The 15230-nt window shown below is 64.7% G+C and carries 15 protein-coding genes; 1 reads left to right on the plus strand and 14 read right to left on the minus strand.

Translation table 11 applies throughout. The features are described 5' to 3' along the window. Positions 1-154: 154 nt before the first annotated feature. The 9 genes from H1B27_RS16120 to H1B27_RS16160 form a co-directional block, all read right to left on the minus strand. Positions 155-1408 carry a TCR/Tet family MFS transporter gene (locus H1B27_RS16120; protein WP_197966713.1) on the minus strand — a complete coding sequence of 418 codons (1254 nt, stop codon included), beginning with the start codon at positions 1406-1408 and terminating at the stop codon, positions 155-157. Then, positions 1405-2790 (minus strand): ribosome biogenesis GTPase Der, encoded by a 1386-nt coding sequence (der, locus tag H1B27_RS16125; RefSeq protein ID WP_197966714.1) that lies wholly within the window; start codon positions 2788-2790, stop codon positions 1405-1407. The genes H1B27_RS16120 and der overlap by 4 nt, the downstream gene beginning before the upstream one ends. A 51-nt stretch (positions 2791-2841) precedes the next feature. After that, positions 2842-3387 carry a hypothetical protein gene (locus tag H1B27_RS16130; protein ID WP_061876705.1) on the minus strand — a complete coding sequence of 182 codons (546 nt, stop codon included), beginning with the start codon at positions 3385-3387 and terminating at the stop codon, positions 2842-2844. A gap of 32 nt (positions 3388-3419) precedes the next feature. Continuing rightward, a complete protein-coding gene (locus H1B27_RS16135; RefSeq protein WP_061876706.1) occupies positions 3420-4073 on the minus strand; it encodes a tetratricopeptide repeat protein in 654 nt (217 codons plus the stop codon). A 167-nt stretch (positions 4074-4240) separates the two neighbouring features. Then, complete coding sequence (locus tag H1B27_RS16140) at positions 4241-5833, minus strand: class I adenylate-forming enzyme family protein (protein WP_197966715.1); 1593 nt, start codon at positions 5831-5833, stop codon at positions 4241-4243. A 70-nt stretch (positions 5834-5903) separates the two neighbouring features. After that, positions 5904-6488 (minus strand): NnrU family protein, encoded by a 585-nt coding sequence (locus H1B27_RS16145; RefSeq protein WP_082821888.1) that lies wholly within the window; start codon positions 6486-6488, stop codon positions 5904-5906. A 199-nt stretch (positions 6489-6687) separates the two neighbouring features. Then, positions 6688-7230: a UCP034077 family protein gene (locus tag H1B27_RS16150; RefSeq protein ID WP_197966716.1), complete on the minus strand. Its 543-nt coding sequence runs from the start codon at positions 7228-7230 to the stop codon at positions 6688-6690. Positions 7231-7306: 76 nt separating this feature from the next. Continuing rightward, positions 7307-8050 carry an ABC transporter substrate-binding protein gene (locus H1B27_RS16155; RefSeq protein ID WP_197966717.1) on the minus strand — a complete coding sequence of 248 codons (744 nt, stop codon included), beginning with the start codon at positions 8048-8050 and terminating at the stop codon, positions 7307-7309. A 56-nt stretch (positions 8051-8106) separates the two neighbouring features. After that, positions 8107-9729, minus strand: coding sequence for a peptide chain release factor 3 (locus H1B27_RS16160; RefSeq protein ID WP_197966718.1), 1623 nt, complete (start codon positions 9727-9729; stop codon positions 8107-8109). A gap of 158 nt (positions 9730-9887) precedes the next feature. Between H1B27_RS16160 and sugE the strand changes: the two genes are divergently transcribed. Beyond that, positions 9888-10202, plus strand: coding sequence for a quaternary ammonium compound efflux SMR transporter SugE (gene sugE / locus H1B27_RS16165; protein ID WP_197966719.1), 315 nt, complete (start codon positions 9888-9890; stop codon positions 10200-10202). On the opposite strand, the gene H1B27_RS16170 is transcribed toward sugE, so the two are convergent. The 5 genes from H1B27_RS16170 to H1B27_RS16190 all read right to left on the minus strand — a co-directional run bounded on the left by H1B27_RS16170 (position 10195) and on the right by H1B27_RS16190 (position 15228). Beyond that, positions 10195-11202, minus strand: coding sequence for an inorganic phosphate transporter (locus H1B27_RS16170; protein ID WP_061876713.1), 1008 nt, complete (start codon positions 11200-11202; stop codon positions 10195-10197). The genes sugE and H1B27_RS16170 overlap by 8 nt on opposite strands. Before the next feature lie 96 nt (positions 11203-11298). Beyond that, the gene (locus tag H1B27_RS16175; RefSeq protein ID WP_061876714.1) at positions 11299-11943 is read right to left on the minus strand and encodes a DUF47 domain-containing protein; all 645 of its coding nucleotides are present in this window, start codon (positions 11941-11943) and stop codon (positions 11299-11301) included. Positions 11944-12098: 155 nt separating this feature from the next. Then, positions 12099-13067 carry a branched-chain amino acid ABC transporter permease gene (locus H1B27_RS16180; protein ID WP_061876715.1) on the minus strand — a complete coding sequence of 323 codons (969 nt, stop codon included), beginning with the start codon at positions 13065-13067 and terminating at the stop codon, positions 12099-12101. 1 nt (position 13068) lies between these two features. After that, a complete protein-coding gene (locus tag H1B27_RS16185) occupies positions 13069-13932 on the minus strand; it encodes a branched-chain amino acid ABC transporter permease (RefSeq protein WP_027574219.1) in 864 nt (287 codons plus the stop codon). Between the two features lie 75 nt (positions 13933-14007). Further along, entirely contained in the window at positions 14008-15228 is a 1221-nt protein-coding gene (locus H1B27_RS16190; protein WP_197966720.1) for an ABC transporter substrate-binding protein, read from the minus strand. Positions 15229-15230: the final 2 nt, after the last annotated feature.

Below are 15230 nucleotides of genomic sequence, written 5' to 3' on the forward strand. Positions count from 1 at the left end.
TAGCGGTCGTGCAAGGTCTTAACGGCGTCATGCCCGGGCTTGTCCCGCCTGCGCGGCCGAAGCCGCTTCGGCGAGGCGAAGGCCCGGGCATCCACGTTTCAGGCCAGAGAGAAAGAACGTGGATGGCCGGGACAAGCCCGGCCATGACAGACAATCAGGCCGTCTTCGTCGCACCCAGCGTCCGCACCGCGATCGCCACGCACACCACCATCAGCACCGCTGCGAGCAGGAACGGCGCGCCGGGCAGATGCAGCGGCGCGCTGGCGCCGATGAAATATGAAAACGTCAGGGTGAACAGGAACGGGCCGACGAGCTGCGACACGCTCTGCACGCTCGCGGTCGCGCCCTGCAGCTGGCCCTGCTGATCGGACGCGACCAGCCGCGTCATCAGCGATTGCGAAGCGGCACCCGAGATGCCCCACAGCGACAAGATGGGAATGCCGAGCCAGGATAGCGGTCCGGTCGGCGCAACGCCCAGGACCACGAAGCCGAGCGCGCCGCAGCACAGGCCCACCAGGAGTGCGTTCCGCTCGCCGAGCGCGCGCACGATCGGCCCGATCGCGAGCCCCTGCACCACCATGGCGCAGATGCCGACCATCGCTAGCGTCAATCCCACGGTCTTGGACTCCCAGCCGTAGCGATAGGTCGCATAGAGCACGAACGTCGAGGGCAGCACGACATGCGCGACCTGCGCGATGAAGTTGACGACCGACAACGCGGCGAGCACCGCGTTGGATCGCAACAGGTGCAGCGCCCCAATCGGATTGGCATTCCTCCAGCGGAACGGCGCGCGCTTGTCGGGCGCGAGCGATTCCGGCAGGACAAAGAGCCCATAGAGCGCATTGGCCAAGCTCAGGGTCGCCGAGGCCCAGAACGGCAGGCGCGGATCGATATCGCCGAGCAGGCCGCCGAGCGCTGGCCCTAAGATGAAGCCGGCGCCGAAGGCCGCACCAATCCTGCCGAAGATCGCCGCGCGCCGCTCCGGCGGCGTGATGTCGGCGATATAGGCAAAGGCGGTCGAGATGCTCGCCGAGGTGATGCCGGAGATCACGCGGCCGATGAACAGCCACGCAAGCGACGGCGCCAGCGCCATCAAGACGTAATCGGCCGCGAGCCCGAAATTCGACAGCAGCACAACCGGCCGCCGGCCGAAACGATCCGACAGCGCGCCAAGCACCGGCGAGAACACGAACTGCATCAAGGCCCAGGCGGTGCCGAACAGGCCGAAGATGCGCGCCGCATGTGCGGTGTCGTTGTCGACGAAGCTCTCGATCAGCTTCGGCAGGACCGGCATGATCACGCCGAGCGCGACCATGTCGAGCAGGATGGTGACGAAGATGAAGGCGACCGCGCCGCGCCGGGCCGGCGCAGCACGTGCCGCGACCGCCTCGCCGGCGCCGTCGCTCACGACGGCCGCTTGCGCTTGTGCGCGAAGGGATTGGCCTTCTCGCGCAGCGTGATCCGCACCGGCGTGCCCGGGAGATCGAAGGTCTCGCGCATGGAATTGGTGAGGTAGCGCAAGTAAGATTGCGGCACCGCGTCCGCGCGCGAGCAAAACAGCACGAAGCTCGGCGGGCGCGCCTTGTTCTGCGTGATGTAGTTCAGCTTCAGCCTGCGGCCGGAGACCGCCGGCGGCGGATTGGCCTGGACCGCCTGCTCGAACCAGCGATTGAGCGCGGAGGTAGGCACGCGCCTGTTCCAGACCGCGTAGGCGTCCTGGATCGCCTGCATCAGGCGGTCGATGCCCTCGCCCATCAGGCCCGAGACGGCGACGATCGGCACGCCCTTGAGCTGCGGCAGCCAATGATCGGCATCGCGGCGCAGACCCGAGATCGCGCCGCCGCCCTTGGTCTCCATCAGGTCCCATTTGTTGACGGCGAGCACGACCGCCCGGCCCTCGCGCTCGATGAGATCGGCGATGCGCAGGTCCTGCTCCTCGAAGCGGTTCTGCGTGTCCATCATCAGCACGACGACCTCGGCAAAGCGCACCGCGCGCAACGCATCGGCGACCGAGAGCTTCTCCAGCTTCTCCTCGATCCGCGAGCGCCGGCGCAGGCCTGCCGTGTCGAAGACGCGAAAATCGCGGCCCTTCCAGTTGATCTCGACCGCGATGGAATCGCGCGTGGTGCCAGCCTCCGGGCTGGTCAGTAGGCGCTCCTCGCCGAGCAGATGATTGATCAGCGTCGACTTGCCGGCATTGGGCCGGCCGACGATGGCGACCCGGATCGGACGCGTCGCGGCCTCCTCCTCCGAGATCGGCGCGTCGTCCTCGCCGTCGTCGTCCTCGTCAACGGGCTCCGGCATCAGCTTGGCCAGCGCGTCATAGAGCTCGCCCATGCCCTCGCCATGTTCGGCGGAGATCTGGATGGGATCGCCGAGGCCGAGCGCAAAGGCCTCCATCGCGCCGGCATCGCCATGCTTGCCTTCGCTCTTGTTGGCGATCAGCAGCACCGGCTTGTTGGCTTTGCGGGCGAAATCGGCGAAGGCGCGATCGGTGGGCGTGAGACCAATGCGGGCATCGACGACGAAGAACAGCGCGTCGGCTTGCGCGATCGCGGTTTCGGTCTGCTCCTGCATGCGCGCGGTCAGCGAGCCCTTGGCGCCCTCGTCGAGGCCGGCGGTATCGATGATGGTGAACTGGAGGTCGCCGAGCCTGGCCTCGCCTTCGCGGCGGTCGCGGGTGACGCCCGGCAGGTCATCGACCAGCGCGAGCTTCTGTCCAACCAGGCGGTTGAACAGCGTCGATTTGCCGACATTGGGCCGGCCGATGATGGCGATTGTGAAGGACATCGGTCATTTCGTGCGCTGCCGGGGCTGCGCCTGTCAATGCAATGAAGAATATCAGCGCGAGAAGCTGCCACTCGGCAGCGGCGCCGGGAAAGCACTCTGCGATTGCTGCTGGGTGGTCTGGGCCGGTTGCGCCTGCTGGACGGGCTGATCCGGCGGCGGTGCGGTGGTGCGCTTGCGGACGATCTTGTGCTTGGGCGGCGGAGCGGCCGTGGCTGGCGCAGCCTCCGGCTGGGCCTCGCCGTCGATCTCGCCGGCGGGCGCTTCAGCCGGCGCCGCTGCGGCTGGCTGCCTCGCCTGCTTCGCCTTGGTCCCCTTCGCTGGCCTAGCGGGTTCCGGCGGGGGCTCCGCGGGCAGAGCCGCGACGGCAGGCGCGTTCGGATCAGGCTGCTGCTGCGCGCCCTTGTACAGCTCCCTCGGCACGCCCTGCTCGAGGCCCGGCACGCCCTCCGGGAAGACCGGCTTGCGGTCGCCCGGCAGCTTCTTCTTGGTGTCGAGGAAGTCGAGCATGTCGCTTGGATCGAAGCTGGAGCAGCCGCCCAGCACGCCCGTGAAGGCGATCAGGACGGCGGCTGCGATCAAGCGTGGCGTGCGGCGCATCTTGTCTCTCGTCTCAAGTCAGAGGGCCGGCATCAGCTCTTGGCGACGGGCGGCAGCAGGGCCTGGAGCGCCTCGGCGCGCGAGCGCAGGCCGGGCGGCGTTTCGCCGTCTCCGTCAATCGCGTCGAGCCATTTGCGGGCTGCGGTCAAGTCGTTGTTACGCCAGGCCGACAATGCCAGCATCTCACGGGCGCTGTGGCGGAAGGTCGACTTCGGCGCAGCGGACGGCTCCAGCCGCTGCTGCATGTCGGCGTAGCTGGCGCTGTCGAGCAGCAGGCCGGCGGCGCGGATCTTCGCCAGGTCCTGCCACTCCCCGCCGACGCTGCGATCGGCGGCAATGTCGTCATACATCTTCGCGGCGGCCTTGGGATCGCGGCTCGCGGCCTCGGCGGCGGCACGCAGCCGCGCCAGGGTGCGATAGCCGGACGGAGCCGTGGCGGCGAGCTCGGTGAAGGCCTTCTCGGCGTCAGCGTGCTTGTCCTGCTCGGACAGTTCGACGGCCTTCTCGAAAGCGGCGCCGGCCTCGGCGGCCTTCCTGGCCTCCAGATATTGGTAGCCGCGCCAGCCACCGACGGCGGCCACGACCAGCACCATCAGGGCGATGAAGTAGATCGAATACTTGTCCCACAGCTTCTTGAGCTGTTCGCGACGTACTTCCTCGTCGACTTCGTTAAATAATTCAGACACTTATGCTAATCCCATGCCCGTCCGGGTGCGCGCGCCGAAGCGTCCGCGTCAGGAATCCCGTCCCCGCTTGGCGGCGAGGTACCCTAACGATATGGCGGTGGCAAGGCAAAGCGAGCCCGATCAAGGCGTTAACCACCCGGGAGAGCCCGGGATGGCCGCTGCCCGGCTCAAGCCCCCAGGAGTTCCCGCAGCTGCCGCTTCAGCACCTTGCCGTTGGCATTGCGCGGCAACGGGTCTGCCGTGATCGCCATGGTTTCGGGCACCTTGTAGTCCGACAGCCGCTCCGCGCACCAGGCCCGCAACTCGGTGTCCGCGACCGAGCTGCGTGTCACTACGACGGCGTGGACGCGTTCGCCCAGCACGGGGCACGCCCTGGCAATGATCGCGCTCTCGACCACGGCGGGATGCCCCGCCAGCACGGATTCGACCTCGGCCGAATAGATCTTCAGGCCGCCACGGTTGATCATGTCCTTCTGCCGGTCGAACACGCGAACGAACCCCTCCGCATCCACAGAGCCGAGATCGCCGGAGTGCCAGAACCCGCTGGTGAAGCTTTCGGCAGTGGCTTTGGGGTTATTCCAATAGCCCTTGATGACGGAGGCGCTCTGGATCCAGAGCTCGCCGATCTCGCCAGGAGGAAGCTCCCGCCCGTCCGATCCCATGGCGATGATGCGCGCGCCGGGACACGGCAGGCCGACGCTGTCGATGTGGCTCGCCGTCAATTCGCCCGGCATGATCGTCGACGGCGATGTCGTCTCGGTCGCGCCGTAGCAATTCATCAGCTTCAGGCCGGGAATCTTCGCCTTGAGCTTCTCGATGGTCGCGACCGGCATCGGCGCGCCGCCAAAGCCGCCGATGCGCCAGCTCGAGAGATCGTAGCCGTCGAAATCGGGCTGCAGCAGGCAGAGATTGTACATCGCCGGCACCATCACCGTGTAGGTGACGCGCTCGCGCGCGGCGAGCTTGAGGTAATTGGCGGCCTTGAACTCCGGCATGATGATCAGCGCGCCGCCGCAGCGGATCATGGTGGTGATGTTGGCGACGACGCCGGTGACATGGCCGAGCGGCACCGCTGCGATGGAACGGTCGGCTTCCGTCAATTGCAGACAGGAGACGAAGACCATCGAGGAATGCACGATGTTGCAATGGGCCAGCATCGCGCCCTTCGGCTTGCCTGTCGTGCCCGAGGTGTAGAGGATCATCGCGGTGTCCTCCTCGCCGACCTCGACAGGCGCCGCCGCCGACGGGTTGTCGGCGAGCACCGCGAAACGCGACAGAGCCGGATCATCATCGACGGCGATACGGTGCATCACATCGGGCACATCCTGCGCATCCGGCAGCCGCTCGGCGAGCGCCGCTTCGTGGATCAGGATCTTTGCGCCGCAATCGGTCAGCACATAAGCGATTTCCGGTTTCTGTTGGCGCGGGCCGAGCAGCACCGTCACCAGCCCCTCATGCGCGGCGGCAAACAGCAGCAGGGGAAACTCGACGCGGTTACCGAGCAGGATCGCGATACGGTCGCCGCGCTGCAATCCGAGCCTGCGAAATCCCGCTGCAATTCGTGCGGCCTGCTCCACGGCCTGCTGCCAGCTCAGGCGGACATTCCCCGCGATCAGCGCTTCACCGTCGGGATTGCGGGCGCAGGCTTCCGCGATCATCGCCCACAGGCTCGCGGGCCGATCCCGGAAGGCGGGCACGACCCGATCGCCAAAGCGCGCCTCATACCGCATCGGCGGGATCTGCGAATGCGACCAATCCATCGAAGGCCCTCGGCTTGTTGCTCTTACTAGCTTCCGCGCGGACATCGGGGTCTCGTCTTGTGCTGACCGGCTAGACACCGATGACGGGAACACCGATCACGACCGGATGGAACGCGAACGCCAGCGCCAAATAGGCGACGATGCCGACCGCAACTGCGATCAGATCGTTGGTGATGCCGCCGACCGGAATCGGCGGGCCGCCGGCGTCGGTGCGATGCTTGAGCGAAATGCGGTCATACACCGCCCAGCCCAGGAACGAGCCGAACAGGATGATCGAGCCGAGATCGCCATTGGCGAGCAGGTGCGCGGCAGCCCACAGCTTGATGCCCGCCAGCATCGGGTGCTTCAATGTCACATAGATGCGGCCGCGCAAGTAAGAGGCCACCACCAGGATGACCGCGGGCAGCATCAATGCGAGCGTGATGTGCTTCATCGCCTTCGGCGGATACCAGACGTCGATCCAGCCGGTGGCGCGATACTGGGCATAGCCCCAGATGATCATCGCGAGCCCCGCCAGCGAGATGAGCGAATAGAGGATCTTGTAGGACCCCTCGCCCAGCCTTGCGATCGCCTCGGCGCGCATCTCGCGTTTGGTGGTGAACACATGCGCCGCAAAAAACAGCGCAAGCCCCAGGATCATGACCAGCAGACCCACGACATCCTCCCCTTTTGGCCACAGCCCCCGCCTCTGAGGTATCATCGATTGGCTCGCGGTCGCAACTCTTCCTCCTCATGGTGAGGAGGCGCATCAGCGCCGTCTCGAACAATGCAGGCCCGGCTGTGCGACAGCGGGGCCTTTCATCCTTCGAGACGCGCGCGATGCGCGCTACTCGGGATGAGGAGACGGAGCGGTGCTACTTCGCAAGCTCGCGATTGTCGACATAGCGGATCGCGATCGGCTTGCCCGCCAGCGCGCCGCCAAAGCCGCTGGTGAATTTCAGCGGCAGGCAGGCCTTCAACGATGCGTTGATGGCATTGAGATAGGTCGCGCGGGTGTCGGCGGGGACGCCCGCGGTCGCAAATGTCACGCGCGGCGGGCCGATCAGACCGCCCGATCGGTTGAGGCTGAACCGCACCGACATCTGCATGCCCGCCCGCGCCTGGTCAGCGGGAGGAGGTGACCAACACGAACGCAGCTCGGCGAAGAGGTCGCCGATCGTATCAAGGTCATGATCGGGCCGCCGGTACTTCGCAATGTCGGCTTGCGATGGAACGCTTTCGACCGTGAGCTGGAGAGTCTCGCCGAATGGAAATGGAATTTCGGTGATGCAAGGTCCCTGAAACGGCCCGCCGCACGGCTCATACGAGAACGGCTCCTCTTCGAGAGGGCGGCTCCGCGCGTCGGCGACGGCCGAGATTGTTACCAGCAACAGAAGAACATGAATGCAGCGCCACATGCGTCGAGACCGAAATGGTATTTGCAATAAGTGGCAACGGCTGTGAAAGGTTCAAGGCTGGCCGCGATGGTTCGCTTCACTCGATAATCTGATCCGCTTGTGCCACCAGCGTGGGCGGCAAACTCAGCCCCAGCGCGCTGGCCGTCTTGAGATTGAGCAGGAACTGGAATTCGTTCGGCTCCTCCGCAAAGCGCGAGATTGCCTGTTCGAGCTCGGCGGCATTGTGCGCCGGCGCCGGAACAAGCTGGAGCTGGACTGCCGGAATGAACGCCTCCACGGAGGGCATCAAGATCATGGGTGCTGTTCGCGGATTGAAGACCGCGGCGACCCTTCGTATCGCCGGTGCCGCCTGCTTGAGCAGTTGCAGCCACTTGCCGGCCATGGCGGGCTCGAACGTCGTGAAGCCCGTAATGTTTCCACCCGGCTTGCCGAGACTTTGCACGAAACCGGCACCCACTGGATCGGCAACGACCGTGAAGACAATCGGCAAGGTCGGCGCACGTCGCCTAAAGACTTCCACCGACGGAGTACTGATTGCCAGAAGCACGTCCGGCCGCATATCAACCAGTTCGGCGGCCTGGGCATCCGCCAGATTCGGATCGCCGGCCCACCAGCGATATTCGATATGGATGTTACGTCCCTGCTCCCAACCGAGTTCACCCCGACGCTGCCTCAGTTTTTGGTAGCTGGCCTGGCTCTCCGGATCGCTGGCCTTGCCTCCCGCCAGCGCACCGATTCGCCTCACATCACCTTGCGCGGATGCGCCAAGTGGGTAGGTCGCCGCGCCTGCAGCGAACATGATGAATTCGCGCCGCCTCATGACCGTCTACCTCGCTGAGCGTTGCCGTCCAGCATCACGAGAACGTCCGGGAAACACTACCCCTTCTTCTTGACGTCCTTGACGTTGCTGAACTCGATGCCCTCGGCGCGCTCCCTGGTGTAGCCGAGATAGAATTCGTTCCGGGCGAGATACACGGGATCGCCGTCGACGTCGTCGGCGATGCTGGAAGTGTTGGCGGCGATGAAGGTGTCGAGCTTCTTGCGGTCCTCCGAGGAGACCCAGCGCGCCAGCTGAAATTCGCTGACCTCGAACTCGACTGGAAGCGAATATTCCGCCTCGAGCCGCGCCTTCAGCACGTCGAGCTGGAGCGCCCCGACCACGCCGACCAGCGCCGGCGCGCCGTCGCGCGGGCGAAACACCTGCACCACGCCCTCCTCCGACATCTGCTGCAGCGCTTCCTTCAGCTTCTTCGCCTTCATCGCGTCGGTGAGACGGACGCGGCGGACGATTTCCGGAGCGAAGCTCGGCACGCCGACGAAGTTGAAATCCTCCCCCTCCGTCAGCGTATCGCCGATGCGCAGCGTGCCGTGGTTGGGAATGCCGACGACGTCGCCGGCGAAGGCTTCGTCCGCGACCGAGCGGTCCTGGGCGAAGAAGAATTGCGGGCTCGACAGCGGCATGCTCTTGCCGGTGCGCACCAGCTTCGCCTTCATGCCGCGGCTGAGCTTGCCGGAGCAGAGCCGCGCGAAGGCGATGCGGTCGCGGTGGTTCGGATCCATGTTGGCCTGGATCTTGAACACGAAGGCGCTCATGCGCGGATCGGTGGCCTCGACCTTGCGCTGGTCGCTGTCCTGCGCACGCGGCTCGGGCGCGAACTTGCCGAGACCTTCCAGCAGGTCGCCGACGCCGAAATTGCGCAGCGCGCTGCCGAAATAGACCGGCGTCAGATGGCCTTCGCGGAACGCCCCGAGTTCGAACGGCTTTGACGCCGCCGTGACGAGCTCGAGCTCGTCCTTCACGGCCGCGACGTCGAGATTGGCGTTGAGCTTGGCCAGTTCCTCGATCTCGATCTGCTGCGCCGCGCCGGTCTTGGCGCCACCGCCTTCGAGCAGGCGCACGCCGCCATTGACGACGTCATAGGTGCCGAGGAAGTCGCGGCCGCGACCGACCGGCCAGGTCATCGGCGTGGTATCGAGCGCCAGCGTCTTCTCGATCTCGTCGAGCAGCTCGAAAACGTCGCGGCTCTCGCGGTCCATCTTGTTGATGAAGGTAATGATCGGAATGTCGCGCAGGCGACACACCTCGAACAGCTTCCGGGTGCGCGCCTCGATGCCCTTGGCGGCGTCGATCACCATCACGGCGGAATCGACCGCGGTGAGCGTGCGATAGGTGTCTTCCGAAAAGTCCTCGTGGCCCGGCGTGTCGAGGAGGTTGAACACGAGGCCTTCGAATTCGAAGGTCATCACCGAGGTCACGACCGAGATGCCGCGTTCGCGCTCGATCTTCATCCAGTCGGAACGCGTATTGCGCCGCTCGCCCTTGGCCTTGACCTGGCCGGCAAGATTGATGGCGCCGCCGAACAGCAGCAGCTTCTCGGTCAGCGTGGTCTTGCCGGCGTCAGGGTGGGAGATGATCGCAAAGGTCCGCCGCCGCGCCACTTCAGCGGCAAGCGGGGAACGGGCCGGCGATTCGGCTGTGGTGATGGCGATGTCGGACATGGCGGGAGCGTGTGGCAGGGAAAACGGGCCTGATCAAGCCTCATTTGGTGATTGCGGAGCCATTCGGCCAGCCCCATATCGGCTTTCGGGAAGGACGGCCTTCCGTTTCTCAGCACCTCAGCCGCGGGGACGACCCTGCCTGAAATGGAGGGGTCGTCATGGCCTGGAGCATCCTGTTTGTCGCCGGCCTTCTCGAGATCACCTGGGCGATCGGCCTGAAATACACTGAGGGGTTTACCAGGCTTTTGCCGTCGGTGATCACCCTGGTTGCCATGGCCGGCAGCGTCATCCTGCTCGGATTTGCGCTCAAATCCCTTCCCGTCGGAACCGCCTATGCGGTCTGGACCGGCATCGGCGCGGTGGGCACCGCGACGCTCGGCATTGTCCTGTTCGGCGAGCCGGCGACGGCCATGCGCCTTGCCAGCATCGCCCTGATCGTCGCCGGGATCATCGGACTGAAGCTCGTCACCTGACGAAGATCTGGACCAGCCACCACGTCAGCGCCGCGACGATGGCCGAGGCCGGGATCGTGATCACCCAGGCATAGACGATCGAGCTTGCGACGTTCCAGCGCACCGCCGAGACGCGGCGGGCGGCGCCGACGCCGACGATGGCACCGGTGATGGTGTGAGTGGTCGAGACGGGAACTCCGAGATAGGTCGCCATGAACAGGGTCGCGGCGCCCCCCGTCTCGGCGCAAAAGCCCTGCATAGGCGTCAATTTCGTGATGCGCAGGCCCATGGTGCGGACGATGCGCCAGCCGCCCATCAACGTGCCAAGCGCCATCGCCGCCTGGCAGGACAGCACCACCCAGAACGGCACCGAGAACTCGGTGCCGAGATGACCCTGCGAATAGAGCAGCACCGCGATGATGCCCATGGTCTTCTGCGCGTCGTTGCCGCCATGGCCGAGCGAATAGAGCGAGGCGGAGGCGAATTGCAGGATGCGAAAGGCGCGATCGACCGCGAACGGCGTCGAGCGCACCGAGGCCCAGGAGACGATCGCCACCAGCATCATGGCGAGCAGGAAGCCGACCAGCGGCGACAGCACGATTGCCAGCACCGTCTTGGACAGGCCGCTCCATACCGCGGCCGAAATCCCCGCCTTGGCCATGCCGCCGCCGACGAGGCCGCCGATCAACGCGTGCGACGACGACGACGGGATGCCGAGCGCCCAGGTCACGAGGTTCCAGACGATCGCGCCGACCAGCGCTGCGAAGATCACCTGGGCGTCGACGACCGCGGGATCGATGATGCCGGTGCCGATGGTCTGGGCGACGTGCAGTCCGAACACCATGAAGGCGATGAAATTGAAGAAGGCGGCCCAAAACACCGCGAATTGCGGGCGCAGCACGCGGGTCGAGACGATGGTCGCGATCGAATTGGCGGCGTCGTGCAGGCCGTTCAGGAAGTCGAACAGCAGCGCGACGGCGATCAAGCCGACCAGGATGGGAAGACCCAACGCGGCATCCACGGCGGCCCTGCCTTAAAGTTGGCGCATGATCTCCGCGCAAACGCGTTTTGCGTTTGTCGCGAAGGAAAACCGCTGCACACTTTTCCGGATCATGCGCTACACCTGCTCGATGACGATGCTGTTGATCTCGTTCGCGACGTCATCGAAGCGATCGGCCACCTTCTCGAGATGATCGTAGATCTCGACGCCGACGATGAAATCCATCGCATTGCCCTCGCGATGCTTCAGGAACAGCTCCTTCAGGCCGATGTCGTGGAGATCATCGACCCGGCCCTCCAGCTTGCCGAGCTCTTCGGTGATGGCGGTCAGCATGGCGACGTTCGGACCGATCGACTGCATCAGCGGCAGCGCACGCCCGACCAGATTGGCGCATTCGATCAGGAGCCCGCCGATCTCGCGCATGGGCGGCTCGAAGGTACGGACCTCGAACAGCATGACCGCCTTGGCCGTCTGCTGCATCTGGTCGATGGCATCGTCAAGCGACGTGATGAGGTTCTTGATGTCGCCGCGGTCGAACGGGGTGATGAAGGTGCGCCGCACCGCCGTCAGCACCTCACGGGTGATGTTGTCGGCGTCGTTCTCGAACTGGTTGACGCGCTGGCAATAGACCGGCGTCTCCTCGCCCCCATTGAGCATGCCCTGGAGCGCGATCGCGCCCTGGATCACCGTCTGGGCATGCCGGTCGAACAGATCGAAGAACCGTTCTTCCTTGGGAAGGAACGCACGAAACCAACGCATCATGGGGATAGGCTACCGGTTGGAAATGGTCAGGCCCGGAGGGCTGTCATGAAACTGTCATAGACCATTTTCGATCCGCGCGCGTGTCATCTCACGCCCACGGAGCCGGGTCATCCACCGCTTTCATGCACCAGTGAAATTGATGCAAGATCAATCGCTTAGAGCGACCTGCGGAAGTAATGCGCGATTTCGCCGATGATGCCGCGGCGGAAGGTGAGCACGCAGATCACGAAGATCGCGCCCTGGATCACCGTCACCCACTGGCCGAAGCCTGCGAGATATTGCTGCATAGCAATGATGACGAAGGCGCCGACCACGGGACCAAAGATGGTGCCGAGACCGCCGACCAGCGTCATCAGCACGACTTCGCCCGACATCGTCCAGTGCACGTCGGTGAGCGAGGCGTTCTGCGCCACGAACACTTTCAGCGAGCCGGCAAAGCCGGCCAGCGTGCCGGAGAGCACGAAGGCGAGGAACTTGTACTGGTCTGTGCGGTAACCGAGCGAGATCGCCCGCGGCTCGTTCTCGCGGATCGCCTTCAGCACCTCGCCGAACGGCGAGTTGATGATGCGGAAGATCAAGAGGAAGCCGGCGAGGAACCCGACCAGCACGACGTAGTAGAGCACCGTCGGCTTGGACAGATCGAAGATGCCGAACATGTGTCCCTGCGGGATGCCCTGGATGCCGTCCTCGCCGTGGGTGAATGGAGCCTGGAGATAGATGAAGTACAGGAGCTGCGACAGCGCCAGCGTGATCATCGAGAAATAGATGCCCTGGCGGCGGATCGAGATGTAGCCGGTGATGATCGACAGCACGAACGCCGCAGCGATGCCGACGAGGATGCCGAGCTCCGGCGGCAGCGCCCACACTTTCAGCGCATGCGCGCTGCAATAGCCCGCCGTGCCCAGGAACATCGCGTGGCCGAAGGACAGCAGGCCGCCATAGCCGATCAAGAGATTGAAGGCGCAGGCGAGCAGCGCGAAGCACAGCGCCTGCATCACGAAGAACGGGTAGACGCCGGTGAACGGCACGGCCGCCAGCAGCAGCGCCATCAGCACGAACACGATCATCTCGTCGCGCATCGCGCGCGGGGTTGCCGGCAGCGTGTCGTCCGTCAGGGTTGTCATCTCAGGCCGCCCTTCCCGTCAATCCCGTTGGCTTCACCAAGAGCACCAGCACCATCAGCACGAACACGACGGTGTTGGACGCCTCGGGGTAGAAATATTTGGTCAGGCCCTCGATCACCCCGAGCGCGAAGCCGGTGATGATGGAGCCCATGATCGAACCCATGCCGCCGATCACGACCACCGCGAACACGACGATGATGAGGTCGGCGCCCATCAGCGGCCGCACCTGGTTGATCGGCGCCGAGAGCACGCCGGCGAGCGCGGCAAGGCCGACGCCGAGACCATAGGTCAGCGTGATCATGCGCGGCACGTTGATGCCGAAGGCACGCACCAGCGTCGGATTTTCAGTGGCGGCGCGCAGGTAGGCGCCGAGCTGCGTCTTCTCGATCAGGAACCAGGTCGCAAGGCACACGACGAGGGAGAACACGACGACCCAGCCGCGATAGACGGGCAGGAACATGAAGCCGAGATTCATGCCGCCCCTGAGCTGGTCCGGAATGGCGTAAGGCAGGCCGGAGGAACCGAAATAGTTCTGGAACACGCCCTGCACGATCAGCGCGATGCCGAAGGTCAGCAGCAGGCCATAGAGATGATCGAGCCCGGTCAGCCATTGCAGCATGGTCCGCTCCAGGATCATGCCGAAGATGCCGACGATGATGGGCGCGAGCAGCAACGCCCACCAGTAGTTGATCCCGCCGAGGTTCAGCAGGAAATAGGCGACGAAGGCGCCCATCATGTAGAGCGCGCCATGGGCGAAATTGATGATGTTGAGCATGCCGAAGATCACGGCAAGCCCGAGACTGAGCAGCGCGTAGAACGAGCCGTTGATCAATCCCACCAGTAGCTGAGCGTAGAGAGCCTGCATCGATCCCGCACCCGGTCCCTTCTATTCCTCAACAACAGGCCGGTGCCGTTGCGCGCCGGCCTGCATCGTTCACGGTTACTTCTTCACCAGCGGACAGGCGCTTTCCGACAGCGGCCGGAAGGCCTGGTCGCCGGGGGTCGTGCCGACCAGCTTGTAATAGTCCCAGGGCGCCTTGGATTCCTCGGGCTTCTTGACCTCGAACAGATAGGCGGGATGAAGCTTGCGACCGTCCACGCGGATCGTTCCCTTGCCGAACAGCGGATCGTCCGTCGGCATCTCCTTCATCTTGGCGACCACCTTGGCCCCGTCATGCGGGTTGCCACCCATCGCCTCCAGCGCCTTGAAATAGTGGAGCAGGCCCGAATAGACGCCGGCCTGCACCATCGAAGGCATCGCCTTGTTCTTCATGCGCTCGGAAAAGCGTTTGGAGAAGGCGCGCGTGCCGTCATTCAGGTCCCAGTAGAAGGTCTCGGTGAAGTTCAGGCCCTGCGCCACCTTCAGACCGAGCGAGTGCACGTCGGTGATGAAGAGAAGCAGGCCCGCAAGCTTCTGGCCGCCCGAGACGACGCCGAACTCCGCCGCCTGCTTGATGGTGTTGGTGGTGTCGCCGCCGGCATTCGCCATGCCGATGATCTTGGCCTTGGAGGCCTGCGCCTGAAGCAGGAACGACGAGAAGTCGGCAGTATTCAGGGGATGCTTGACATTGCCGATCACCTTGCCGCCCGACTTCACCACGACCGCGGCGGTGTCGCGCTCGAGGGCATGGCCAAAGGCGTAGTCCGCGGTGAGAAAATACCATGTGTCGCCGCCCGCCTTCACCAGCGCCTGCCCGGTACTGTTGGCCAGCATATAGGTATCATAGACCCAGTGGATCGTGTTCGGCGAGCATTGCGCGTTGGTGAGATCCGACGTCGCCGCACCTGTGTCGATCAGGATGGAATTCTTCTCTTTGACGATGTTGTTCACCGCCAGCGCAACGCCGGAGTTCAGGACATCCATGAAGATGTCGACCTTCTCGACGTCGATCCATTGCCGGGCAATCGTGGAGCCGATGTCGGGCTTGTTCTGATGGTCGGCGGAGATCAAGTCGAGCTTCCAGCCCTTGGCAGCGAGCCCGGAATCCTCGATCGCCATCTGCGCGGCGACGGTCGAGCCAGGGCCACCGAGGTCGGCATAGAGTCCCGAATTGTCGGTCAGCACGCCGATCTTGATGTTCTTGTCCTGCGCGACTGCGCCACCTGCCGCACCGAGCGCCAGGGCCGTCCCGAGCAACATTGCCGAAATGCTGTGCTTCATAA

The sequence above is a fragment of the Bradyrhizobium diversitatis genome (genome assembly GCF_016031635.1).
GTDB classification, from domain to species: Bacteria; Pseudomonadota; Alphaproteobacteria; order Rhizobiales; family Xanthobacteraceae; genus Bradyrhizobium; species Bradyrhizobium diversitatis.

Coding starts and splice junctions, on each gene's coding strand:
- H1B27_RS16185 (WP_027574219.1), bottom strand. CDS start 13,932: ATGCAGGCTCTCTACGCTCAGCTACTGGTGGGATTGATCAACGGCTCG.
- H1B27_RS16130 (WP_061876705.1), bottom strand. CDS start 3,387: ATGCGCCGCACGCCACGCTTGATCGCAGCCGCCGTCCTGATCGCCTTC.
- H1B27_RS16180 (WP_061876715.1), bottom strand. CDS start 13,067: ATGACAACCCTGACGGACGACACGCTGCCGGCAACCCCGCGCGCGATG.
- sugE (WP_197966719.1), top strand. CDS start 9,888: ATGGCCTGGAGCATCCTGTTTGTCGCCGGCCTTCTCGAGATCACCTGG.
- der (WP_197966714.1), bottom strand. CDS start 2,790: ATGTCCTTCACAATCGCCATCATCGGCCGGCCCAATGTCGGCAAATCG.
- H1B27_RS16140 (WP_197966715.1), bottom strand. CDS start 5,833: ATGGATTGGTCGCATTCGCAGATCCCGCCGATGCGGTATGAGGCGCGC.
- H1B27_RS16160 (WP_197966718.1), bottom strand. CDS start 9,729: ATGTCCGACATCGCCATCACCACAGCCGAATCGCCGGCCCGTTCCCCG.
- H1B27_RS16175 (WP_061876714.1), bottom strand. CDS start 11,943: ATGATGCGTTGGTTTCGTGCGTTCCTTCCCAAGGAAGAACGGTTCTTC.
- H1B27_RS16155 (WP_197966717.1), bottom strand. CDS start 8,050: ATGAGGCGGCGCGAATTCATCATGTTCGCTGCAGGCGCGGCGACCTAC.
- H1B27_RS16150 (WP_197966716.1), bottom strand. CDS start 7,230: ATGTGGCGCTGCATTCATGTTCTTCTGTTGCTGGTAACAATCTCGGCC.
- H1B27_RS16190 (WP_197966720.1), bottom strand. CDS start 15,228: ATGAAGCACAGCATTTCGGCAATGTTGCTCGGGACGGCCCTGGCGCTC.